The organism is Psychromonas sp. KJ10-2, from assembly GCF_047323255.1.
In the GTDB taxonomy this organism is placed as follows: Bacteria; Pseudomonadota; Gammaproteobacteria; order Enterobacterales; family Psychromonadaceae; genus Psychromonas.
Genome location: NZ_CP178827.1, coordinates 228,505 through 251,282, shown reverse-complemented (window position 1 = coordinate 251,282; position 22,778 = coordinate 228,505). Strand labels below are relative to the sequence as shown.

23 protein-coding genes are annotated in these 22,778 nt (G+C 39.0%); 12 read left to right on the top strand and 11 right to left on the bottom strand.

Translation table 11 applies throughout. The features are described 5' to 3' along the window. The first annotated feature begins 56 nt into the window (after positions 1-56). Together ACLKL2_RS01195 and ACLKL2_RS01190 are read left to right on the top strand one after the other, a co-directional pair. The gene (locus ACLKL2_RS01195; protein WP_413693061.1) at positions 57-722 is read left to right on the top strand and encodes a hypothetical protein; all 666 of its coding nucleotides are present in this window, start codon (positions 57-59) and stop codon (positions 720-722) included. A 127-nt stretch (positions 723-849) separates the two neighbouring features. Then, a complete protein-coding gene (locus ACLKL2_RS01190; RefSeq protein ID WP_413693060.1) occupies positions 850-2,388 on the top strand; it encodes a glucan biosynthesis protein in 1,539 nt (512 codons plus the stop codon). Between the two features lie 87 nt (positions 2,389-2,475). Here the strand turns inward: ACLKL2_RS01190 and ACLKL2_RS01185 are convergent, their stop codons facing one another. From ACLKL2_RS01185 to ACLKL2_RS01155, 7 genes are all read right to left on the bottom strand, one after another. Beyond that, a complete protein-coding gene (locus tag ACLKL2_RS01185; protein ID WP_413693059.1) occupies positions 2,476-3,018 on the bottom strand; it encodes a GNAT family N-acetyltransferase in 543 nt (180 codons plus the stop codon). 123 nt (positions 3,019-3,141) lie between these two features. Then, on the bottom strand, positions 3,142-4,188 hold the full coding sequence (locus ACLKL2_RS01180) for an ArgE/DapE family deacylase (RefSeq protein WP_413693058.1): 1,047 nt from the start codon (positions 4,186-4,188) through the stop codon (positions 3,142-3,144). Further along, positions 4,178-4,456 (bottom strand): hypothetical protein, encoded by a 279-nt coding sequence (locus tag ACLKL2_RS01175; RefSeq protein ID WP_413693057.1) that lies wholly within the window; start codon positions 4,454-4,456, stop codon positions 4,178-4,180. The genes ACLKL2_RS01180 and ACLKL2_RS01175 overlap by 11 nt, the downstream gene beginning before the upstream one ends. Before the next feature lie 69 nt (positions 4,457-4,525). Further along, positions 4,526-5,584: an extracellular solute-binding protein gene (locus tag ACLKL2_RS01170; RefSeq protein WP_113818605.1), complete on the bottom strand. Its 1,059-nt coding sequence runs from the start codon at positions 5,582-5,584 to the stop codon at positions 4,526-4,528. A 22-nt stretch (positions 5,585-5,606) separates the two neighbouring features. After that, complete coding sequence (locus ACLKL2_RS01165; protein ID WP_413693056.1) at positions 5,607-6,401, bottom strand: ABC transporter permease; 795 nt, start codon at positions 6,399-6,401, stop codon at positions 5,607-5,609. Beyond that, positions 6,398-7,294 (bottom strand): ABC transporter permease, encoded by an 897-nt coding sequence (locus tag ACLKL2_RS01160; RefSeq protein ID WP_413693055.1) that lies wholly within the window; start codon positions 7,292-7,294, stop codon positions 6,398-6,400. The genes ACLKL2_RS01165 and ACLKL2_RS01160 overlap by 4 nt, the downstream gene beginning before the upstream one ends. Positions 7,295-7,296: 2 nt before the next feature. Then, positions 7,297-8,391, bottom strand: coding sequence for an ABC transporter ATP-binding protein (locus tag ACLKL2_RS01155; protein ID WP_413693054.1), 1,095 nt, complete (start codon positions 8,389-8,391; stop codon positions 7,297-7,299). Between the two features lie 156 nt (positions 8,392-8,547). Here ACLKL2_RS01155 and ACLKL2_RS01150 point away from each other — a divergent pair, with 156 nt between their 5' ends. Further along, complete coding sequence (locus ACLKL2_RS01150) at positions 8,548-9,357, top strand: helix-turn-helix transcriptional regulator (RefSeq protein WP_220149655.1); 810 nt, start codon at positions 8,548-8,550, stop codon at positions 9,355-9,357. A 1-nt stretch (position 9,358) separates the two neighbouring features. Here ACLKL2_RS01150 and ACLKL2_RS01145 read toward each other — a convergent pair whose 3' ends face one another. Further along, the gene (locus ACLKL2_RS01145; RefSeq protein ID WP_413693053.1) at positions 9,359-10,285 is read right to left on the bottom strand and encodes a LysR family transcriptional regulator; all 927 of its coding nucleotides are present in this window, start codon (positions 10,283-10,285) and stop codon (positions 9,359-9,361) included. Between the two features lie 155 nt (positions 10,286-10,440). On the opposite strand from ACLKL2_RS01145, the gene ACLKL2_RS01140 reads away from it, so the two are divergent. Then, entirely contained in the window at positions 10,441-11,898 is a 1,458-nt protein-coding gene (locus tag ACLKL2_RS01140) for an NAD-dependent succinate-semialdehyde dehydrogenase (RefSeq protein ID WP_413693052.1), read from the top strand. 69 nt (positions 11,899-11,967) lie between these two features. Next, entirely contained in the window at positions 11,968-13,257 is a 1,290-nt protein-coding gene (gene gabT / locus ACLKL2_RS01135; RefSeq protein ID WP_413693051.1) for a 4-aminobutyrate--2-oxoglutarate transaminase, read from the top strand. Positions 13,258-13,394: 137 nt separating this feature from the next. Here gabT and ACLKL2_RS01130 read toward each other — a convergent pair whose 3' ends face one another. The 3 genes from ACLKL2_RS01130 to ACLKL2_RS01120 all read right to left on the bottom strand — a co-directional run bounded on the left by ACLKL2_RS01130 (position 13,395) and on the right by ACLKL2_RS01120 (position 17,260). Next, positions 13,395-14,885 (bottom strand): aldehyde dehydrogenase, encoded by a 1,491-nt coding sequence (locus ACLKL2_RS01130; RefSeq protein WP_413693050.1) that lies wholly within the window; start codon positions 14,883-14,885, stop codon positions 13,395-13,397. A 267-nt stretch (positions 14,886-15,152) separates the two neighbouring features. Next, the gene (locus tag ACLKL2_RS01125) at positions 15,153-16,385 is read right to left on the bottom strand and encodes a Zn-dependent hydrolase (protein ID WP_413693049.1); all 1,233 of its coding nucleotides are present in this window, start codon (positions 16,383-16,385) and stop codon (positions 15,153-15,155) included. Between the two features lie 14 nt (positions 16,386-16,399). Beyond that, positions 16,400-17,260: a helix-turn-helix transcriptional regulator gene (locus ACLKL2_RS01120; RefSeq protein ID WP_413693048.1), complete on the bottom strand. Its 861-nt coding sequence runs from the start codon at positions 17,258-17,260 to the stop codon at positions 16,400-16,402. 143 nt (positions 17,261-17,403) lie between these two features. Between ACLKL2_RS01120 and ACLKL2_RS01115 the strand changes: the two genes are divergently transcribed. The 7 genes from ACLKL2_RS01115 to ACLKL2_RS01085 all read left to right on the top strand — a co-directional run bounded on the left by ACLKL2_RS01115 (position 17,404) and on the right by ACLKL2_RS01085 (position 22,754). Continuing rightward, positions 17,404-18,789, top strand: a complete 1,386-nt coding sequence (locus ACLKL2_RS01115; protein ID WP_413693047.1) for an aminotransferase — start codon at positions 17,404-17,406, stop codon at positions 18,787-18,789. 9 nt (positions 18,790-18,798) lie between these two features. Beyond that, positions 18,799-19,644, top strand: a complete 846-nt coding sequence (gene aguA / locus ACLKL2_RS01110; RefSeq protein ID WP_413693046.1) for an agmatine deiminase — start codon at positions 18,799-18,801, stop codon at positions 19,642-19,644. Then, positions 19,617-19,901 (top strand): agmatine deiminase family protein, encoded by a 285-nt coding sequence (locus tag ACLKL2_RS01105; protein WP_413694220.1) that lies wholly within the window; start codon positions 19,617-19,619, stop codon positions 19,899-19,901. The genes aguA and ACLKL2_RS01105 overlap by 28 nt, the downstream gene beginning before the upstream one ends. 125 nt (positions 19,902-20,026) lie before the next feature. Next, positions 20,027-20,734: a hypothetical protein gene (locus tag ACLKL2_RS01100; RefSeq protein ID WP_413693045.1), complete on the top strand. Its 708-nt coding sequence runs from the start codon at positions 20,027-20,029 to the stop codon at positions 20,732-20,734. Then, entirely contained in the window at positions 20,701-21,504 is an 804-nt protein-coding gene (locus ACLKL2_RS01095) for a Na+/H+ antiporter NhaC family protein (protein ID WP_413693044.1), read from the top strand. The genes ACLKL2_RS01100 and ACLKL2_RS01095 overlap by 34 nt, the downstream gene beginning before the upstream one ends. A 144-nt stretch (positions 21,505-21,648) precedes the next feature. Continuing rightward, the gene (locus ACLKL2_RS01090) at positions 21,649-22,368 is read left to right on the top strand and encodes a hypothetical protein (protein WP_413693043.1); all 720 of its coding nucleotides are present in this window, start codon (positions 21,649-21,651) and stop codon (positions 22,366-22,368) included. Then, positions 22,284-22,754 (top strand): hypothetical protein, encoded by a 471-nt coding sequence (locus ACLKL2_RS01085; protein WP_413694219.1) that lies wholly within the window; start codon positions 22,284-22,286, stop codon positions 22,752-22,754. The genes ACLKL2_RS01090 and ACLKL2_RS01085 overlap by 85 nt, the downstream gene beginning before the upstream one ends. Positions 22,755-22,778: the final 24 nt, after the last annotated feature.

Here is a 22,778-nt window from a genome sequence, read left to right as displayed (position 1 = left end):
TAATTTCATACTTAATTCATAGCCCCTTAAGAAAAAGTTGTGGAGGTGGATTCATATTGATAATTAGCTTTGTTGTCGAGGTTATTTTGTCAGCCATGATCGCCCCTATTATGATGTTGATTCATAGCGGTGCAGTTTTATCTATTTTGATGGGCCAAGACTCAGGTTGGAATCCACAACGACGCGACGACGGCAGTTTACCGATTAAACATCTTATTTATAGACACCGTTGGCACATGATAGCCGGTATATTATTAACGGTTGCTGGTTACCTTAACTCTTTAGCTTTGTTAGCGTGGTTGTCGCCTGCCATTATCGGCATGTTGTTATCCGTTCCTTTATCAATGTTAACAAGCTCTTGGGCACTTGGTAATTTCATTAAAAAATGCAGAATATTGTCCACACAATATGAAAAAGAACAACCATCTATCCTAATTGCAATGAATGAGGCTAAAAGCATTTATGAGCAATCAGTGATCGATGCACCTGATTTAGCGCGAATGGCTTCAGATCCTAAATGGTATGCACGTCACCTCGCTGTCATCGACGCGATCCCAACTAGAAAGGCTGGACAAGTAGATATCATTGAAGCCACAGCCACAATGAAAATATCCGATGCAAAAAATGTAGCTGAGGCAGTTAGTTACCTTAATAAACAGGAACAAGCTTATGTACTTGCAACACCTGATTTATTTAAAGCATTGTCGGCTTTAGCGAGATAAACCTATCAAACATTATCATTATTTAAAAACACATATTTAGTTAAAGCTATTTCTAAAATAGTTCAGAGAGTTAATAAATGAAGTGTGGAAAACACGCACGTTTTAGAGTCAACTTATTGGAGTTTTTATGAAATTAAAATTACTTGCCGCCATCGTTTTTTCTACCTCGCTTTCATCTTACGCTTCAGAAGCAATAGATAGAACGAAGTTTACATTCGAAGATTTAAAAGCACTCGCTAAATCCTCAGCAGCTCAGCCTTATTCCCCACCGGTTAATCCAGCTCCTGAGTTAATCGATAAAATGACTTATGACCAACATTGGAAAATACGTTTCAAAGATGAAAAAACTTTCTACCCAAGTGGGAAGAATGCACCTGTACAATTATTTTATCCTGGCCGATATTTTCCTGACCCAGTAAGCATTTACACTAGAGACAAAAAAAATAGGGTCACAACGGTGCCTTTTGACAATAACATTTTTGATATGCCAGCTGATAGCCCTGCTCATGACCTTCCCAAGGGCTTTGGATTTGCAGGCTTTAGAGTAATGCGACCGGACCTTAAACCAGATTGGATATCTTTTTTAGGCGCATCCTATTTTCGAACCGATGGTCCTGAAGGGCAATATGGGTTATCTGCTAGAGGTGTTGCGATTAATACAGGCATGAACCAACCTGAGGAATTCCCACGTTTTAAAGCCTTTTGGTTAGGCCCAGCAGAAAAAGAAGGTGAAAGCTTGTCGGTTTGGGCATTGCTTGATGGTCCTTCTATAACCGGAGCCTATCGTTTTGGATTGAGCAAAGATAACAAAGAAGCCAAAGGCCATATTACCTCGGTTACCGCTAATTTATATATGCGATCCGATGTTGAACGATTAGGAATCGCGCCCTTAACCAGTATGTTTTGGTACTCAGAAACAGATAAAACCATTGCTAAAGATTGGCGCCCTGAAATCCACGACAGTGACGGTTTAGCGATTCACACCGGATCTGGACTGCAAATTTGGCGTCCACTCAATAATCCCCTGTCGGTATCGACCACTAGTTTTATTGACAACAACCCGAAAGGTTTTGGCCTCATTCAAAGAGATCGTGACTTCCAGCACTACCAAGATGATGGTGTATTCTACAACAAACGTTCATCAGCTTGGATTAAACCACAAGGTGACTGGGGGACAGGCGCTGTTCAGTTAATTGAAATTCCGACAAAGGATGAAACCTTCGATAACATAGTCGCTTATTGGGTACCTGAAAAAGCGGCCCGTAAAGGAGATGAATTTACATTCTCTTATGATATCGAATGGCGACCACTGGATCCAAAATCTAAAGAGTTAGCAAGTGTTGTTAATACACGACAAGGTTTAGGAGGTATCCCTGGGCAACCGATTCCTGAAGATATCAACAAAATGGTGATTGATTTTGAAGGCCCATTATTAACAGGGCTAGACCGTGACAGCGGTATCAAAGCTATTGTTGAAGCCAGTAATGGTGAAATCCTAGAGCCTATTCGAGCCTATCCGATTGTTGGCACAGATCAGTGGCGATTAACCTTTGACTTCAAACAGGCTAATACCAACCCTGTGAATATACGCGCTTATTTAGTCAATAAACAAGGTGAATCTATCACTGAAACTTGGGTCAGTGATGTGAGAGTCAACATTCAATAACGTTAATGTTTAGTTTACGTGGCAGGTTCAACCTTGAACTGCCACGTAAATTTAATTAAAAACGCTGAGAAATAAATCGTTATCTGTTTAACAATCTATTTCAGAATATTGCATGATTTGATTGGTTAAATTATCTTGGAAACTATGATAAATCTTATCTGTTAATTCAGGATAAGACATAATAACTAGCGGATGAGCCTCTGTTTCATTACGATAAGAAGGATGTATATGCTCTTTATCACTGACCACAAAACCCAGGCGCTGATAAAAGGCTTTACGCTTTTTAGAAATGGTATCCACGGGCGGATCTATTTCTAATAAAATGGTCTTATCTGCAACTTTCTTAAGATGTTTTAAAGTGCGTGTGCCTAGGCTTTTGCCTCTTGCTAAAGGTGTGATGGCAAAATGTTCAATATAAATAAAATCATCTTTATTCCACGTTAATAAAATGCCTAACAAATCCCCTTCTAGCTTTTTAATAATAATAAAATGGTAATCGCTGTCAGTTAAAGCAGCAATCTGATCAAACTTAGCCCTTCTTTCAAAAATCGGAAAACTCTTTTCATAAATGGCAAAAGCTTTTTCAAAATCAGGATGATGTTTATCCTCTACTCTTTCGAACACTAACATAATTTCTTACCTTGTTATTGCCAACACCCTAGCTTAAATGTTGACTTTGAATTAATCAGTAATCACAGATTAATTACTTTTATTGCTTGATAGCTTCACATGAATGTTTGCTCGTACCATCATTTATATTTTTTCTAAACCACACCAGTTAGCAATAAAGACAGCTAACACCTGAGCAACTTGTATTGTGCTATTAATGGAAACCCGCTCATTAAAACCATGTATATTTTCAGCGATAGGACCATAACAAGTAGCTGGAGTGTTTCCGTATAATTGGAAGAAACGTGCATCCGTTGTACAAGTTACCGCCAATGTTTCACAATCTTTATTCGCCACAATATGGTGTGCCTCTTTAATTGATTGAATTAACGGTGCTTCCTCTTCAATTTCACAGCCTTCAGCTTGAAAGCCTGTATAACAAAGCTCAACGTCAATATCATTTGCGATGTCCGCTTCATCAATTGTTTGTTGTAATTTTTCTTTCACATATTCCAGCGTCATCCCCGGATAAAACCCTACACGAAAATCAGCTTCACAATAACAGGCAACCGTTGAAGCCCAATCGCCGCCATGTACTTTACCAAGATTAAAATTGATAGGGTGATCATGGCCACTATAGCAATGATGACGATGCTCTTGTTTATTCCACTCTGTTTCTAACTCTTTTAATTTATTGATTACAACGTACAAAGAATCAAATACATTACTACCATTAGAAGTATCGAGTACGTGCGCTGGTTTACCTGTTAATTTTAACTGGAACCACATCACCCCTAATTGGGCAACAAGACAAGACTGTCCAAAAGGCTCTGGAATGACAGCAGCATCAGCTGTATAACCAGCATCTAGACAAGCTAGTGCGCCATTACCTGTGCACTCTTCTTCAACAACACTTTGTAGTATAACGTCAGCCGCGGGTTGATAACCTAAGTCTTTTAAAGCAGCGAAGGCATTACAGTAAGCAACAATACCAGCCTTCATGTCGCCACTACCACGCCCATAGAACCAATCACCCTCTACATGTGGTGAAAAAGGGTCTACTTCCCAAAGATGTCTAGGCCCAGTAGGAACAACATCCATATGACCGTTTAAAATAAGTGATTTACCCACGGTTTTTTTAGGTTTATGAATACCCACTATGTTCACTCGGCCATCAGTATCATAAGTCACAGGAGGTGAAAACCCAGTGTAAACTAGCTAACTTATCAAGGTCGATAGACACCTCTTCGACATTTGTACCTAAACCAATAAACGTTTCTTTAATGATAGATTGAGCATGCTGTTCATTACCTAAGGTACTATCAGAAGCCACTAAATCAGTTAACTCATTAATAATATTATCGCGGCGACCTTCTACTGCGTTAAGAATGTCTTTTAATAATGTTTTATCCATTTTATTTTCTCGATTGGCGGGTAGGTGTTCTTGTAAAAAAATCAATGAAGAACCATTTTCATGAAGTGAGCTAAAGGTGGATTAACTTTCGGTTATTCCACCTTACCAATCAAACTATCTTAATAAGTTAGTCCATAAACGGTCATATAATTTAACTACTTCAGGACTACACGGCGGTACAAATTGCGGTGTTGCAGTACCTTCTGGAAGGTTTAATTCATGTGCGCCTTTAAACTCTTTGACAAGGTAAGCATCTGCACCATTCACGCCTGGTGTATAACCAGTCACATTAGAAATAGCTGCGGCATTTTCAGGCTCTAACATGAAGTTTAAGAACAGTTTTGCATTCTCAATATTTTTAGACCCTTTTAAGACAACTAAGTTATCAGCCCAAGCTGTCATCCCTTCTTTAGGGTAAGCGTACTCTAAGGTTGGTCTCTCTAGGCGAGCTTGTAACGCCATGCCATTCCATGACATAGACGCTGCTGCATCTCCTGAAATCAACATCTCTTTAGCACCATCAGACGCAATACTTAACCAATTTTCTTTAGCTTTGGTTAATAGGTCGTTTACTTCGCTTAACTGTTGACGATTGCTGTTACAAATTTCATAACCTTTATAACGAAGCGCTGCATTAACTACGTTATTTACATCGCGGAAAATGTTAATTTTTCCTTTAAGTTCTTCAGGCGGATTAAATAAAATATCTAAGGTATTAATATCACCATCGTAAACGGCTTTATCAACCACAAATGAAGTCGTGCCAGCTTGGTAAGGTACTGAATACTGGTGGCCAGGATCGTAATACACATCTATTAACTCATCTTTCACATTAGCAAAATTGCTCAGTTTATTTGCTTCAATGTTTTCCAGTAAACCTTCCTCAATCATAATCTTAACCATGTAATCGCCAGGCACAGCTACATCGTAACCAGTCACACCCGATTTAAGTTTAGACAACAATGTTTCATTACTATCGTATGTATCGTAAGTGATCTTGATATCGTATTTCTTAGAGAACTTATCAAGTACCGCCTGATCCATATAATCAGACCAATTATAAATATTTAACTGGCCCGCTGCATTTGCTGTTGTCGCACCTAATAAACTTGCAGTAACAGCAATTGCTAATACCTTTGCTTTAGCGGGGAACATACCTTTTACTTTTAACATAATAGAACTCCTTTCATTTAGTTTATGTAGAACTTTTACTTGAACGATTGCACCACCAAGAGGCAGTCACAAATAAAATTGAAACCAATAATAAAATGGTTGATATCGCGTTAATTTCTGGTGTTAAACCAACACGTAACATGCTGTAAATGGTCATTGGTAAAGTACTTGAACCAGGCCCTGCAACCATATTAGCGATGATAAAATCATCCAGTGATACAACAAAGGCAAGCATCAATCCAGATACAATACCAGGCATGGCCATAGGCAAAGTGACATGTCGGAATGACTGCCAGCGTGACGCGTATAGGTCATAGGCGGCTTCATCAAAACTTTGTTTAATGTCCTTTAACCGTGTAGAAATCGGCAAGTACGCAAAAGGAATACAAAAAACAATATGTGCTAATAAAATGGTGCCTAACCCTAAGGTCATATCGATAGCAATGAAAAAGATTAAACTGGCAACTGCTACTACAATCTCTGGTAATAACAATGGTAAATTGATCACACCCACCACTATTTTTTGCCTTTTTAATGGGGTACCTCTTAACATCCCCATCGCCGCTGCCAAGGCGATTAAAGTGGCAATAGAAGAGGCTAAAACAGCAATTAATAAGGAGTTCATGGTTGCATTTTGAATAGCAGGATTACTAAATGCTTTTATATACCAATCGAATGTAAACTCTCCCCACGTAGTAATAGAACGTAATGAGTTAAAAGAATACAAACTAATCACGATCAGTGGTGTATATAAAATAAATAAACATAATACGGTAATTGGTTTGGTACCTGGGTAATAACTTATGCTGTGTTTCATTGCTGCTCTCCTTTTTTACGTAGAGAGAAAATCAATAAAGTGATGAGTATGATGGTCAGTAAAATAATCGCGATGGCCGCACCAAATGGCCAGTTACGAGAACCTTGGAATTGCAATGCAATCAAGTTACCTATCATTAATTGTTTACCGCCTCCTAATAAATCTGGCGCAATGAATGAACCAATTGAAGGGATAAAGACCAATAAACAACCTGCATAAATACCATTTGAAACACTTGGTATGAGGACATTCTTAAGTGCAGCCCAACGGCTTGCATAGAGATCATGTGCCGCCGTTAGCAATGACATATCAAAGCGAGATAAGGCAGTATAAATAGGTAATACCATAAAAGGTAAGAAGGAATAAAATAGGCCTAGCGATACAGCAAATGGCGTGTAAGCTAATTTTATAGGCGTATCGATCCAATCTAAATACATCAAGAACTCATTAAGCGGACCTTGATCCCTAATAATGAATAACATGGCGATAGTACGCACTAATAAGTTAACCCAATAAGGGATAGTAATAGCGAATAGCCATAAGCTTTGGGTATTTGCCGGTCTTGTAGCAATAAAATAGGCGGTAGGAAAACCAATCATAAAGCACAATAAAGTTGCGATGGCAGCTTGAGAAAATGAACGACCAAAAATCTCTAGGTATGCAGAGGTAAATTGCAACTCTTCAGTTAAAAAGTCTTCTTGAAATAAAAACTGTTTATAAGCATCTAATGAAAATACCCATTCTACACCACCGTATGTACCAGGTTGCAAAAAGGAATAAACAAATACAATGGAGATAGGGATCAGTAGAAAAAATCCAATCATAAACATTGAAGGAGAGATCAGGCCATAACGGACCTTTTCTTCTTTTGATAGGTTAAGTATATTCAACATCCCTACCCCCTGATTAAACGAGCGGTAGATAAATCGAAGCTAATATTTACTTTGTCGCCCTGTTCAAACGTCTTTTTAGAGCTAGTGATATTTTGACTGCGGATTAGCAATTCACACCTGGTATTTAGTATCACAATATATTGTGTATCCGTCCCCATATAAATGCTTTGTTCGACAGTAGCTGTGAGTGGTGTTTCTCCAGTAAAAGGACTAATCGTAATACGTTCAGGTCTAATTGATAATTTTGCTGTTGGACCTAAAAATAGTCGATTAAAATAAGGAACTTCAATGACATCACTGTTCTGATGCTCTGTATCGCTAGCTTGAATAGTGACCTCAGCAGACTGTTCACCTTTACTTAATACATTTACGTTTAATAAATTTGTTTCACCAATAAAATCAGCCACAAACTCATTAACCGGCTCTTCATAAATCTCCGACGGCGTACCTAACTGCTGTAGGTGGCCTGCTGACATGACGGCAATGCGATCCGACATGGTTAATGCTTCTTCTTGGTCATGGGTTACAAAGACAAAGGTGATCCCTGTTTGTTGCTGAATTTTCTTTAATTCAAGTCGCATACTTTGACGTAACTTAAGATCCAATGCTGATAATGGTTCATCTAAAAGCAATAATTTTGGTCTAGGTGCTAAGGCTCTTGCCAAAGCAACGCGCTGCTGTTGACCGCCCGATAACTGATTCGGTTTACGGTCTGCAAACTTTTCAAGTTGCACTAGTGCTAACATTTCATCAGCACGTTTTACTCTTTCAGCCTTGTCAACGCCTTGCATTTTTAAGCCAAACTGCACATTTTCATGCACGGTTAAATGTGGGAAAAGTGAGTAATGCTGAAACACAGTATTAATAGGACGTTTATTAGCTGGTAGGTTCTCTATTTTTTCATCAAACAGTTCAATGACACCTGTACTTGTTTGCTCAAATCCACCTAATAAGCGTAATAAAGTCGTTTTCCCACATCCTGAAGGGCCAAGCAGTGTAAAGAATTCACCCTCTTGAATATCAAAAGATATTTCATTGAGTGCCTGAAAGTCTTTAAACTGTTTGGTCACTGACTTAAGCGATATTGCAGTCGTCATAATAAGTTCCTTTTCAACTTTATTTAGTCATCAAACAAAAACATAACCCGAATATTATGGAATTAATCATAAAACTTGTTACAGGAGGGGTATATAACCCTAGTGTGGTATGGTTTAATAAACGTACTAAATTTAATTATTCGATTAGGTAACTAAATGCAACTAACCAACAACCTTCAAAGCAAGCAAGATAAAGCCTTAGGTGAACTTGTTCGTCATTTAGATACAGCAAACTTTCCTGAAGCTTTAAGTCATTTTGTTAGTAAAATTGTCACTTTCGATAACATGATCATTATCGCTTACCATAAAGATCACAATCCGGAAGAGTTATATCGAGAGAGCAACGATGATAGTGTTTATAATCAAGTAGATAGTTATTATGTCAAAGCAGCGTATTTACTAGATCCTTTCTATGAGGGGGTATTAGGCGGGATACAATCAGGTATTCATAGCATTTTTGATCTTGCACCTGACCAATTCAAACAAACAACTTACTTTAAACAATATTACAGTAACACCACTTTAGTAGATGAATTTGCATTGTTTTATGGCGTTGCTCATGAAACAACCTTAACTGTCTGTTTTGGTAGAGATGAGACAAGTGGCGTTCAATTTAGTAAAGGTGAGTTGAAGAGAATTAAATCCTATGAAACCATTTTATCTAGACTATGTGCTTTCCACTGGCGACAATATCAACCCAAAGAAGGAATAAATATTGTCCTGCAACCGGTCACTCAACGTCTAAGAGCCACCTTAAAAGAACAACACGGTATTGGATTAAGCCCAAGACAAGCGGAGGTGGCACTGTATATATTACAAGGGCATTCGTCTCTGTCGATATCCTTGAACCTAAATATTAGTAAAGAAACTGTTAAAGTATTTCGTAAACAACTTTACGCAAAGTGTAATATAAGTTCACAGGCTGAATTATTTGCGCTATTAATGCCCATTTTATCTTTGTTATAACTTAAAGCTGATTAAAAACTCGGTTAAATACGTCAGTGAGTAATTCGACTTTATTGGCTTCACGGGGTGTTTTTTTGGTCACCAAAGATAAATTAAATTGGTAGGTGATCTCACTGGGACGAATGATACGCATCTCACCTTTATTTAATTCTTCTTGTATATAACTTTGTGGCATAAACCCAATATAACTTCCGGACATGATCATCGCTTTGCGTGTATCAAATTGATATGACTTGGCCATTAGGTTTAACTTTTTCAATTGCTCACTACCAGAAGGCTCAATATCTACCCCAGGATGAATGGCAGCTACCTCAGCCAAATCAGTTTCACTAATCACGGTATCGACTTTATTAAAAAAAGGGTGATGTTTACTGCAACATAAATAAACAGCTTCATTAGTAATATGTTGGTAGGACAAGCCTTCTATTTGTTGATAACCAGGAAATAAACCAATATGCGCTTTATCTTTTAATAATGCCTTTTCGATATTAGCGATGGGTTCACTGTCTAATACTAGGTGTAAGCTAGGTGAATCTTGGTGAATTATTTTAATCACTTCGGATAATTTGTTTTGCGTTGCTTGGTTCAACTGGTCGGCACACAAGATAATTAGCTCACCACTTAATTCCTTGCTCAAGGACCCTACTAACAATGAAAAATCGTTCAACGAATCAAACAGGTTAATCACTGCCCGATAAACCGTATGGCCATCCTCAGTCAAAGCAAACCCGCCACGACCACGTAAACATAGCTTTAGTTTCATGCGCTCTTCAAGGTTAGACATGTGAATGCTAATAGTAGATCGAGTTATTCCCAGCGCAGATTCTGCAGCAGAAAATCCTCCATTCTCCACCACAGAGACAAAGATCCGTAATAAGCGTAAATCATATTCTGCGATAGGTTTAGGAATTATCGACGACTTCTTCATAGTTTTATCCAGTTCAAACTTATTGTTTAAAGTTTTGTATTTAACTCTATTTAAAGTTGTTATTCAATAAGGTCAGAAAGTTAGTCTAATAAATAAAATGAGTTACGAGTTCACACAGTTAAGCATTTTTAAACATAAATAAGCTGGAGATAACCATGAACGCACTACAAGATAAGCAATTACTCAAAACATTTTCCTACATCGATGGTAGCTGGCATAGCAGCGATTCATTCTTTAGCGTAACGAACCCTGCAACAGGTGAAGAAGTTGCCAAGGTATGTAATGCCGGTGTAGCCGATACAAAACTTGCTGTGAAAGCAGCTAAAAAAGCCTTAAAGAAATGGTCTGCAAAATCAGCCAATGAACGTTGCACTTTAATGCGTAATTGGTTCAACTTAATGATCCAACATCAAGATGACTTAGCTCGTATTCTGACCTTAGAACAAGGTAAACCCATTGCTGAGGCAAAAGGTGAAATTGGCTATGGTGCCGCCTTCGTAGAATGGTTTGCTGAAGAAGGCAAACGCGTTTATGGCGATACAATCCCAGCTCCATCAGGTGACAAGCGTATTGTTGTAGTTAAGCAACCAGTGGGAGTTGTAGCGTCTATTACGCCTTGGAACTTCCCTAATGCAATGATTGCACGTAAAGCAGCGGCAGCATTAGCGGCAGGTTGTACTTTTGTGGTGCGCCCTGCTGCATTAACACCACTTTCTGCATTAGCCATGGCTGAATTAGCAGAGCGCGCTGGTATCCCTGCAGGTGTATTCAATGTTGTAGCTGGTGATGACTCAAGAGGCATGGGCAAAGTATTAACGCAACATCCTGATATTGCGAAGTTTACTTTTACCGGTTCAACGGCTGTAGGTAAAACACTCATCGAACAATGTGCTTCGACGATAAAAAAAGTATCCATGGAATTAGGGGGTAACGCACCTTTCATCGTATTTGATGATGCTGATATTGATGCTGCTGTACAAGGTGCACTGGCGTCTAAATACCGTAATGCAGGTCAAACTTGTGTTTGTACTAACCGAATTTTTGTCCAGAGTGCTGTACTTGAAGAGTTTACTGACAAATTCAAAAAAGCCGTTGCTAGTCTAAATATTGGCGATGGTTTAACTGAAGGTGTTGAAATTGGTCCAATGATTTCTGAAGATGCCGTTAATGGCGTGGATAAATTAGTCACTGATTCGGTGGCTTTAGGCGCCAACGTTTTATTAGGTGGTCAACGAGATAACGCAGGGAATAACTTTTACCAACCTACCATTTTAACGAATGTGACCAATCAAATGCCCGTGGCTAGCGAAGAAATTTTCGGTCCTGTATCACCTATCATTACATTTGAAGATGAAGAACAAGTATTAGCCATGGCAAACGACTGTGAAGTCGGATTAGCCGCTTACTTCTATTCTCGTGATATTGGCAGAGTATGGCGCGTATCAGAAGGCTTAGAATACGGCATGGTGGGTATTAATGAAGCCATGATTTCCAATGCTGCAGCACCATTTGGTGGTATTAAACAATCAGGAAGTGGTCGTGAAGGTTCAAAATATGGTTTAGATGATTACCTAGAAATTAAATATTTATGTATGGGTGGATTAGATAAATAAATTAAGACGACTCAGTATCAATACAAGTTTATAAATAAACAAACTATTTTATCTATCAGGAAGATGAACATGACAAACAGCAGTTTACAAAACAGAAAAACAGAAGCCTTTGCGCGTGGCCAAGGTAATATTTATCCAGTATATGTTGAGCATGCAAAAAATGCAGAACTATGGGACGTGGAAGGTAATCGTTACATCGACTTTGGGACCGGCATTGCGGTGTGTAACACCGGCCATAGCCACCCTAAAATTGTGGAAGCAGCGAAACAACAAATAGATAAATTTAGCCACACCTGTGTGATGGTTAATCCATATGAAGTTGCTGTGACTTTAGCAGAAAAATTAACTGCAGCAGCACCTGGTAATTCGCCAAAGAAAGCCATCTTTGTCACCACAGGTGCAGAAGCAGTAGAAAACTGTGTAAAAATTGCACGTGCGCATACTGGTCGTCGCGGTGTGATTGCGTTTAATGGTGGTTTTCATGGCCGTACTAATTTAACCATGGCGTTAACCGGTAAAGTCACACCTTACAAAAACTTATTTGGTCCGTTTCCTTCCGATATTTTCCACGCCCCATTCCCTATGGAACGCCATGATGTATCAGTTAAAGATTCGCTTAAGGCTTTAAATAATTTATTTAAAGCAGATATCTGCCCTACTGACGTAGCAGCTATTATTGTGGAGCCTGTTCAAGGTGAAGGTGGGTTTTACGCTGCACCACCTGAATTCCTTCAAGCATTAAGAGATCTTTGTGATCAACATGGGATCATGCTGATTGCCGATGAAATTCAATCTGGCTTTGGTCGTACTGGTAAAATGTTTGCGTTCGAGTATTCAGGTGTTGAACCTGATTTAATGACCATGGCTAAAGGGATTGCAGGTGGTTTCCCAATTTCAGCGGTTGTTGGTAAAAGCGAGATAATGGATGCACCACTACCTGGTGGTTTAGGTGGCACTTATGGTGGTTCTCCAGTAGCTTGTGCAGCGGCATTAGCAGTTTTAGAAGTAATAGAAGAAGAAAACTTAGTACAACGCGCGGTTGAGATTGGTGATTTATTTAACCAACGTTTAAGCCAATTACAACAACAGTATCCTGAAGTTATCCTAGAGGTTAGAAATCAAGGCGCAATGATAGCCCTTGAGTTTGTTAAAAATGGTGATGCTGAGCAACCAAACACCGCATTAACTCAGGCTATTATTGCTAATGCTGCTGAACACGGTTTAGTACTGCTTACTTGTGGTTTTTACGGCAATGTTATCCGTTTCCTACCTGCATTAACTATTTCCGATGAGATTATTAATGAAGGTTTAGATAACTTTACAACACTATTTAATAGCGTTGTTGATAAGAATAGTTAGTTAAATCATTACCTTTCCTAAACCTATCCGTCAAAATGGCTGATAGGTTTTATAGAAAAGAGTACTTATATAAACAAAAAAATCCCCGCTAATGCAACATTAGCGGGGATTTTTATTAGTAACAGCTTAAATGACTATTAACTTAAATCAATCCAAGTTGTTTTCATTTCAGTATATTTATCAATAGAGTGCAATGATTTATCACGTGCATTACCAGACTGTTTTACGCCACCAAAAGGGGTTGTCGAATCACTGCCTGCCCAGTTGTTTATCCATACCATACCCGCTTGTAACTCACGTGCTGTTTTATGTGCTTTCTTTAAATTATCAGTCCAGATACCAGCTGCTAAACCGTATTTACTGTCATTTGCTAAGTGAATAGCTTCTTCCCATGTTGTAAACGTATTAACAGCAACCACAGGGCCAAATATTTCATTCTCAACAATATTCATATTTTGTTGGGTATCTGTAAAGATAGTCGGTTGTACAAAACAGCCTTGACCATCAACTGTGGTTTGGTTGCCGCCATATAACAAATTAGCCCCTTCACTAACACCTGATTCAATAAAGCTTATAATATTATTGAGGTGTTGTTGATCAACAATCGCGCCCATATTCGTTTCAGGATTAAGCGGGTCACCAGGAATAAAGTTTTTCGCTTGTTCCACTAATAACCCCATAAATTTATCTTTAATGGATTCTTCAATCAATAATCGAGATGTAGCAATACATACTTCGCCTTGATTGGAGAAAATACCAAAGGCCGCAGCAAATGCCGCCGCCTCTAAATCTTCACAATCAGCAAAAATGATACAAGGTGATTTACCACCTGCTTCAAGCCAAGTTCGTTTTAAGTTTGACTCACCAGCATATCCCATTAACTGACCTGCAACCTTAGTCGACCCAGTAAAAGTAATCACATCAACTTCATTATGTAATGCTAGCGCTTTCCCCACCGTATGGCCAAAACCAGGTAGCACGTTAAACACGCCATCTGGAATGCCAGCTTCCTTTGCTAAGGTTGCTAAAAACAACGCACTTAGAGGAGATTTTTCAGAAGGTTTTAGGATCACACTATTACCCGCTGCTAATGCTGGGGCAATTTTCCAACTGGCCATCATAAGAGGATAATTCCAAGGAACAATCGCAGCGACAACACCAATCGGCTCATGAGTCATTAATGCCATACTGTTAGTGTTAGTGGGTGATATTTCGCCATAGACTTTATCAATGGCTTCGGCTGTCCAACGGAATGTTTCTATTGTATTAGGTATATCAAAACCAACACAGTCTGCAATAGGCTTGCCCATATCCAAAGTATCGATTAGTGATAAGGTCTCAGCGTGTTGCTCAATTAAATCGGCAAATTTTAATAATGTCTTTTTACGCTCTAAAGCGGGCTTTCTAGACCATGAACCAGATTCAAATACCTGTTTTGCTACTGCTACCGCTATCTCTGCATCTTCACTATCACAACTTGCAACCTCTGCAAGGACTTCACCCGTTGCAGGATTAATAGAAGAGAATGTTTCCCCAGATTGTGCGGCAACAAAAGTACCATTTATAAAAGCATTAGTATTAAATTCAATTGAGTTGGCCATCTCTTGCCATTGTGAATAACTTTTCATTACATACTCCATGTTAGATGTGTATTTTATTTGGACACCAACTCAAAGCATTGAACTCTTTGCGTTGGTAATAAATAGTTGCTTATTGACTCGAATAAGACGGTGTTATACCAATTGTATTAAATAACTGATCTAAATTTTGCGCCTTAAAAATGGCTTAGTTTGAGGCGTAAGTTGATGTAAATGGTTGTTCCCTATACGAAACTTACAACGAAAAATAAGTTGTTTTAACAAGTAAAATAGATCAGTTACTTACTATGATTGGTATTATTTATTGGCTTCGTTTAAAATCACGTCAAATAAGATCTGACAGCCATCACCCACTTGGTCTGGACTAGAATATTCCGCTTCATTATGGCTAATACCACCGATAGATGGGATGAATATCATTGAAGTTGGTACTACGCTGGCAATATTAACCGCATCATGGCCAGCCCCACTGACTAAACGTTGATAAGTTAACCCTGAATTTTCTACGGCATAGTTAACTGCATTAACACAATCCGCATTGAAGGCAAGTGGTGGACTATCCCAAATATTATCCATCTGGATTTCAACACCGGTGCATTCTGCTACGTTGTTAATAACTTGTTTCGCTTGTGCTTCTAAATCAGATAAACCAGCTAATTCAGCATGGCGTAAATCTAGCGTAAAGGTAACATCACCTGGAATAACATTACGTGATCCTTTGATAATAGCTAACTCACCAACGGTACAACGTGCACCGTTCGCTTCCTCTCTTTCTGCTATTTGATAAAGTTCATTAAATACTTGCGTTGCGGCATACAGGGCATCTTTACGATAGCTCATTGGGGTTGGCCCCGCATGTGCAGCGGTACCAGTAAAAGTGACATCGTACCAACGCATGCCTAACACACCTGTGACAATCCCAACTTGTTTATGCTCTTGCTCTAGTACGGGGCCTTGTTCTATATGCAACTCAAAAAATTTATGTAGGTCGCGTTGTCCGACTTCCTCATCCCCCATGTAGCCTATTGCATGTAATGCTTCTGCAATGCTAATCCCGTCGCTATCGACCTGTTGATGCGCGTATTCTAAATCGAATTTTCCACTGTATACGCCAGAAGAAACCATGGCGGGTGCAAAACGTGAACCTTCTTCATTGGTCCAAACAGACACTTCTATGGGACGACGAGTTGTGATGTTCTGTTCATTTAAACTGCGAATCACTTCTAAACCAGCAAGACAACCATAAATACCGTCAAACTTGCCACCTGTAGGTTGTGTATCTAAATGGCTACCAGTACCAATAGCAGAAACATGTTCAAAGCCTTCACGACGAGCAAATATATTGCCCATTTTATCAATATGAATTGAACAACCAGCTTCAATGCACCACTCAATAAATAGATCACGTCCCTGTTTATCGATATCAGTAAGCGCAAGACGACAACATCCCCCTTTTTCCGTGGCACCAATTTTAGCCATCTCCGTTAGGCTATCCCATAGTCTACTTTGATTAATCGTTAGGTTGTTCATTACACCTCCTTATATCAGTTGTATTGATAATAAGGAGCCAGCAGTGGCAAACCTATACCCCTACAGGTATAAGTTATCTTCGAAAGGATGATAGAGAGGGTTATATTTAAGAGAGTATGTAAGCGATTAATAAATTGTGAAAATAATTCAGACTCTCTACAGATATCTAGCTTCATATAAATGCTTTTTCGGTGTACCTTGATTGTCCCGACACTAATGTTCAATGACTCTGAAATTGATTTTGAGGAATGCCCTTGCAAAATTAAGGCTGTGATTTGTTTTTCACGAGGTGTCAGAACATTGCTGCCAAAAGTGTTAATCGCATGTTCTAAAGAGTAGCGTGATTGCTCATCGTGAACATATTGAGAAGACTGTGCAATCCAAAATTGCTTGCTCATCGCTTGTAAAATAGGTTGAACACTCTTTAATCGATTAAGCTCAACTCGACTAATACCACCTAATTTAGAGGTTCTCCCTAACGAGATGGTAAACACAACACCATTATCCAAACGGGTGACAAAAATTATCTCATCACTTAAATCGAAATCACTGTAACAACTTTTATATTGTTCTGTATTGTTGAATTGATCTGGAGCGAGGTCTCGCAACCGATACAAACCGTCATTCAACCCATTTTCTATGGCATTAAAAAGCGGATCTAATAAATAGGCTTTATTAAGAAAACGATGAATTTTCTTTTGAGATTCAATTTGATATGAAGTGTGAACAACGATCGGTTTGAATTGTTGCTTATAGGTAGCGATTAACCAAGTATCGAAATGCGCCAACGCCTGAAGGCTTTCAATCATGACAACTGGCCAGCTTTGTAGCGACATATGATTAATCATATTTGCTATTGATTTATTCCAGTCCATGATCGTCCTTAACTCAATAAACGATGAGTAAATTCACTATTTACCCCTAGCGGTATATCAAACATCTTAGCACTGATAGTAATTTAAAAAGCATGATAGATATTCAATAACACTTACTTCATAATAAACAATGGGTTATAAATATGCAATATGATGTTAAAACACTATGGCAACAAGATAAAGACCACTTCGTACATCCTTTTACTGATTTCTCAGACTTTCATCAATCTGGGTGCGATATCATCGCTCACAGTGAAGGTGCGTATATCTATGATATCAATGACAATAAGTATTTAGATGGCATTGCTGGGTTATGGTGTGTCAACATAGGACATGGGCGATCTGAGTTAGGTCAGGTCATGGCCGAGCAAGCGACCAAAATGGCTTATTATTCACCTTTTAATAATTTATCTAACATTCCAGCCATTCAACTATCAGCCAAACTAGCCTCTCTGGCCCTGGCTAATTTAAATCATGTATTTTATAGTTGTGGCGGTTCAGTCGCTAATGACCAAGCGATCCGTATTGTTCATTATTACTTTAACCAAATTGGTAAACCAAGTAAGAAGAAGATCATATCGCGCCATAGCGGCTACCATGGCACCACTTACATGGCATCAACTCTTACCGGTACTGTAGGCAATAATGAAGGGTTTGATGTAGTTAACGACTTAGTGACACATATTAGTGAAGCGAATTGTTACCGTATGCCTGAAGGGATGAATGAAGCAGAATACTGTGACTACCTAGTCAAAGACTTTGAAACTAATCTGGAAAATATGGGTGGCGCAGACCAAGTTGCCGCGTTTATTGCAGAACCAATTATGGGTGCAGGTGGTGTTTTAGTCGCGCCAGAGGGTTACCACAAAAGAATTTTTGATTTATGTAAAGCCAATGACATCTTATTTATTTCAGATGAAGTCGTTACTGCATTTGGGCGTTTAGGACACTTTTTTGCTAGTGAATCAGTATTTGGTATTCAACCTGACATCATTATTTGTGCAAAAGGAATTACGTCTGGCTACATTCCTTTAGGCGCAACCTTATTAAGTGATGAAATTTACGACGTGATCAAAAAGCCACAAGCTAAAGGTGCTGTTTTTAGTACTGGATTTACCTACTCTGGTCACCCTGTTGCTTGTGCTGTAGCATTAAAAAATATCGAAATAATGGAACGTGAGAAAATATGTGATAACGTGCTAGCAGTAGGACCTTATTTAGAACAACAACTTAAAACGCTAAAGGACTTGCCAATTGTAGGTGATGTACGTGGTAGCCACTTTATGATGTGTATTGAAAGTGTAGCTAACAAAGAAACTAAAGCGCTAATTCCCTATGAAGCTAATGTCGGTAAACGAATTGCCCAGCATTGCCAACAGCGTGGCTTAATTGTTAGACCAATTGCGCATTTAAATGTACTTTCTCCACCACTCATTTGGACGCGCGATACGGTAGATGAAGTGGTTAATATTCTTCGTGCTGCCATCGAATCGACCGTTGAAGACTTAAAAGCTGATAAATTTATCTAGGTGATGGCCATGACAAATAACAATAATGTGGCAGAAGCAGGTTTTCGCATGCCCGGTGAGTTTGAGCCTCACGATGGATGTTGGATGCTGTGGCCTGAACGCAATGATGTATGGCGTTTAAACGCAGCACCAGCGCAAAAAGCATTTGCGGAAGTGGCTTGTGCAATTGCTAAAAGTGAAGAAGTGACTGTCGCAGTCAGTGACCAGCAATATAATAATGCCCGCGATCTATTACCTGAACATATTAAGGTAGTAGAAATGAGCAGTAATGATGCTTGGATGCGAGATATTGGCCCAAGTTTCTTAATCAATGACAGTGGTGATCTAGCTGCTGTTGATTGGGACTTTAATGCATGGGGAGGTGAACAAGGTGGACTTTACCCTGATTGGTCTAAAGATAGCCGCGTAGCAAAAAAGGTATGTGAAATCAGCGATGCGACACGATTTGATGCCCCGATCGTATTAGAAGGAGGTTCAATTCATGTTGATGGGCAAGGTACATTAATCACCACCAAAGAGTGTCTGCTTAATCCAAATCGTAATCCAGACCTCAGTAAAGAGCAGATCGAACAATTATTAAAAAATTATTTAAATGTCGAACGTATTATCTGGTTAGATCAAGGCACCATAGAAGATGAGACCGATGGTCATATCGACAACCTATGTTGCTTCATCAAACCAGGCGTTGTAGCTCTTCATTATTGTGATGACCCCAATGATCCCCAACACGCAATCTCTGAAGATGCTTATCGTATTTTAACTAATAGTACGGATGCGCAAGGACGAACCTTAAAAGTAGTAAAGTTGCCACATCCGGCCCCCTTTATATCAGTAAAGAGGAAGCTAAAGGTATAGATGATAATAATGATAGCCAGCCGCGTGAAGAAGGTCAGCGTTTAGCTGGCTCTTACGCAAATTTTTATATTGCTAACAAACATATTGTCTTCCCAAAGTTAGACCCTAAGAAAGATGAAAAGGCAGCGACTATCTTAGCTGAGCAATTCCCAGATAGAGAAATCATTGGTATCCCCGCTCGAGAAATACTGCTTGGCGGAGGCAATATCCACTGTATCACCCAGCAACAACCTAAAGTAATTAATACCGAGAAATAATCCCCCTCTTATTAAAAGTATTAGATTGCTAAACATTGCAATTTAATGCTTTTAAAACAGTACTATGAACCATCATTATTGCTTACGGATCATAGTTCTGAAAGAAAATAAAAAGGAAGTTAATCATGACAAGACCAAAGATGGGTCCCGAACTAGGCCGTACACAAGAAAATCATATCAATATTAAAGTAACCATTATCGCATTTATAGTCGCCGCCGTAGCCTTAACTTGTTACCACGTAATAGGTGCAGAGCAATCTGAATATGGCGCTTGGAGTTTATTACCCGTATTGGTTGTCGTTACTACCGCTATCTACACTAAACGTACCGTTGAGTCTTTATTTATTGGAGTTATAGTAGGCCTATTAATGACTAAATCACCGACTGATTTTATTCCATCATTAGGAAATATATTTTTAACAGTATTTCAAAATGATGTTGTTGCGTGGATATTTATTGCCTGTGGCCTGATGGGCAGCATGATTGCTTTAGTAAGTTGCGCCGGTGGTGCAGACAGCTTTGGTAACTGGTTATCCAATAAAGTAACAAGCCGTAAAGGCACATTGTTTTCTACTATGGCATTAGGATTGATCATTTTTATTGATGATTATTTAAATGCCCTAACCATTGGTTCATCAATGCGTAAAGCAACCGATAAAGTGAAAGTCTCTCGTGAATTCCTTTCTTATATCGTTGACTCGACGGCTGCACCGGTGTGTATCATTTTACCATTCTCAACGTGGGCTGTATTTTTCTCTGGTTTACTTGAGGAAACTGGCGCTGCTGCTGAGGGGGAGGCATGGAGCTATTTATTAGTGCTATTCCTTATATGATTTACGCTTGGGTTTGTTTGGTTGTTGTTGCTTTAGTGATTAACCGTAACATTCCTTTATTGGGTAAAATGAAAGCTGCTGAAGAACGTGCAATGACGACAGGAGCAGTATTGTGTGAAGAAGATGCCGCTGCTGAACATGAAATTAAACCGGCAGTGAAAAACAGTCATATGCTTAACTTCTTTATCCCAATCGGGGCACTTATATTTTTCACTTGGTTATTTGATATCGACATTATGGCCGGTGCAATGGCTGCCATTTTTTTAACTGTGGGTTTATATGCGTTACAAAATATCATGCCTATTGGCAACATGTTCGATGCTATTTTAAGTGGCTTTATCGATATGATTGCACCATTAGGCACCCTCTTTTGTGGTTTTATGTTAGCACAGGTAAATGATTCATTAGGAACAACATCCTATGTGATTGAATCTGTATCTCAATTCATGACAGTGGCTTACTTACCCGCCCTTGTATTTATCACAATGGCTGCATTAGCGTTTGCAACAGCATCATTCTGGGGGATCTTTGTTGTGGGGATGCCGATTGTTATACCACTAGCAATGAACTTAGGAGCAGATTTACCGATAGTCGTAGGCGCATTAATATCAGCATCAGCCTTCGGTTCACACGCTTGTTTCTACGGTGACTCAACTGTGTTATCTGCTAAAGCATGTGGCATTAGCCCAATGAATCATGCTTTAACGCAATTACCTTATACATTAATCACAGCAGCCATATCTATTATATTTTTTCTTATTCTTGCTTAAAAGTCTTTAAAAATAGTTAAGTAAAATGACCAAAAAATTAACGGATAATCGCATCATAATGCTTAAACAGCACTTCACAAACATCTAAGCAATTCAGCTTAGATGTCTTTTATATTTTTGAAAAAAACTAAATAAAGGTTTTCTATGATAGATAAAACAGGCTTTTTATACCATGAAATTTGTATGTGGCACGATACAGGTAACCGCTCTATTTATGATGACAGTGGCATTTATTTCCAACCAACAACTTCCTATGAGAATCCGGAAACTAAACGTCGATTAAAAAATTTATTAGAAGTTAGTGGTGCTATGAAGCAACTAAAGTCTATTGATTCAAAGGTGGCGTCGATAGAAGCATTACAACGATTTCATACTGAACGCTACATAGCATCTCTTTCGGAAAAAAGTGCAAAGGGAGCCGGTGATGCAGGAGAAGGTAGTCCTTTTGCTCAAAATGGCTTCACAATCGCTCGTCAATCAAGCGGTATGGCTATTCAAGCAATGGAATCGGTTTTAAAGGGTGACGTTAAGAACGCTTACTGTTTAAGTCGTCCACCAGGGCACCATGCTAAACGAGATACTGGTAGCGGCTTCTGCTTGTTAGGGAATATTCCAATAGCTATTATGGCAGCTCAAGCGAAAAAGTTAGTTAAACGCGTTGCAGTGATCGACTGGGATGTCCATCATGGAAATGGGACGGAAGAAGCATTCTATGACAGTGCCGATGTACTGACAATTTCTATTCATCATGATAATAACTTCCTGCAAATTCAGGTGGTATTTCTGACAGAGGAACGGGCGAAGGTCATGGTTATAACTTTAATATCCCTTTACCTGCAGGGAGTGGTATTGGCGCATACCTGACTACATTAAATGAATTAGTGGTTCCTGCCTTACAACGTTTTAAACCAGAGATCATCGTTGTTGCTTGTGGCTTTGATGCAGCTGCGGTTGATCCATTGGGCCCTATGATCCTTAATAGTGAAACTTATAGAAAAATGACGAATATCCTAATGAAAGAAGCTAACAGACTCTGTAACGATAGATTAGTTATGATTCATGAAGGTGGATATTCACCAAGTTACGTGCCTTTTTGTGGGCTTGCCGTAATAGAAGAAATGAGTGGGCAACGTACAAAGGTTGTCGATACTCTAAGCGATGAAATTGCAGTATGGGGGCAACAAGAAATACAACCACATCAACAGAATCTGGTTGATAGTTTAAAAAGCTATCTTAAAGATATTTGTTAATTAACCAATACGACTACGATTTCA

Bases quoted from the DNA above. Each gene is read 5' to 3' on its own strand.
- ACLKL2_RS01190 (WP_413693060.1), top strand. From the start codon at position 850: ATGAAATTAAAATTACTTGCCGCCATCGTTTTTTCTACCTCGCTTTCA.
- ACLKL2_RS01185 (WP_413693059.1), bottom strand. From the start codon at position 3,018: ATGTTAGTGTTCGAAAGAGTAGAGGATAAACATCATCCTGATTTTGAA.
- ACLKL2_RS01170 (WP_113818605.1), bottom strand. From the start codon at position 5,584: ATGTTAAAAGTAAAAGGTATGTTCCCCGCTAAAGCAAAGGTATTAGCA.
- ACLKL2_RS01165 (WP_413693056.1), bottom strand. From the start codon at position 6,401: ATGAAACACAGCATAAGTTATTACCCAGGTACCAAACCAATTACCGTA.
- ACLKL2_RS01160 (WP_413693055.1), bottom strand. From the start codon at position 7,294: ATGTTGAATATACTTAACCTATCAAAAGAAGAAAAGGTCCGTTATGGC.
- ACLKL2_RS01155 (WP_413693054.1), bottom strand. From the start codon at position 8,391: ATGACGACTGCAATATCGCTTAAGTCAGTGACCAAACAGTTTAAAGAC.
- ACLKL2_RS01150 (WP_220149655.1), top strand. From the start codon at position 8,548: ATGCAACTAACCAACAACCTTCAAAGCAAGCAAGATAAAGCCTTAGGT.
- ACLKL2_RS01145 (WP_413693053.1), bottom strand. From the start codon at position 10,285: ATGAAGAAGTCGTCGATAATTCCTAAACCTATCGCAGAATATGATTTA.
- ACLKL2_RS01140 (WP_413693052.1), top strand. From the start codon at position 10,441: ATGAACGCACTACAAGATAAGCAATTACTCAAAACATTTTCCTACATC.
- gabT (WP_413693051.1), top strand. From the start codon at position 11,968: ATGACAAACAGCAGTTTACAAAACAGAAAAACAGAAGCCTTTGCGCGT.
- ACLKL2_RS01130 (WP_413693050.1), bottom strand. From the start codon at position 14,885: ATGAAAAGTTATTCACAATGGCAAGAGATGGCCAACTCAATTGAATTT.
- ACLKL2_RS01125 (WP_413693049.1), bottom strand. From the start codon at position 16,385: ATGAACAACCTAACGATTAATCAAAGTAGACTATGGGATAGCCTAACG.
- ACLKL2_RS01120 (WP_413693048.1), bottom strand. From the start codon at position 17,260: ATGGACTGGAATAAATCAATAGCAAATATGATTAATCATATGTCGCTA.
- ACLKL2_RS01115 (WP_413693047.1), top strand. From the start codon at position 17,404: ATGCAATATGATGTTAAAACACTATGGCAACAAGATAAAGACCACTTC.
- aguA (WP_413693046.1), top strand. From the start codon at position 18,799: ATGACAAATAACAATAATGTGGCAGAAGCAGGTTTTCGCATGCCCGGT.
- ACLKL2_RS01100 (WP_413693045.1), top strand. From the start codon at position 20,027: ATGACAAGACCAAAGATGGGTCCCGAACTAGGCCGTACACAAGAAAAT.
- ACLKL2_RS01095 (WP_413693044.1), top strand. From the start codon at position 20,701: ATGGAGCTATTTATTAGTGCTATTCCTTATATGATTTACGCTTGGGTT.
- ACLKL2_RS01090 (WP_413693043.1), top strand. From the start codon at position 21,649: ATGATAGATAAAACAGGCTTTTTATACCATGAAATTTGTATGTGGCAC.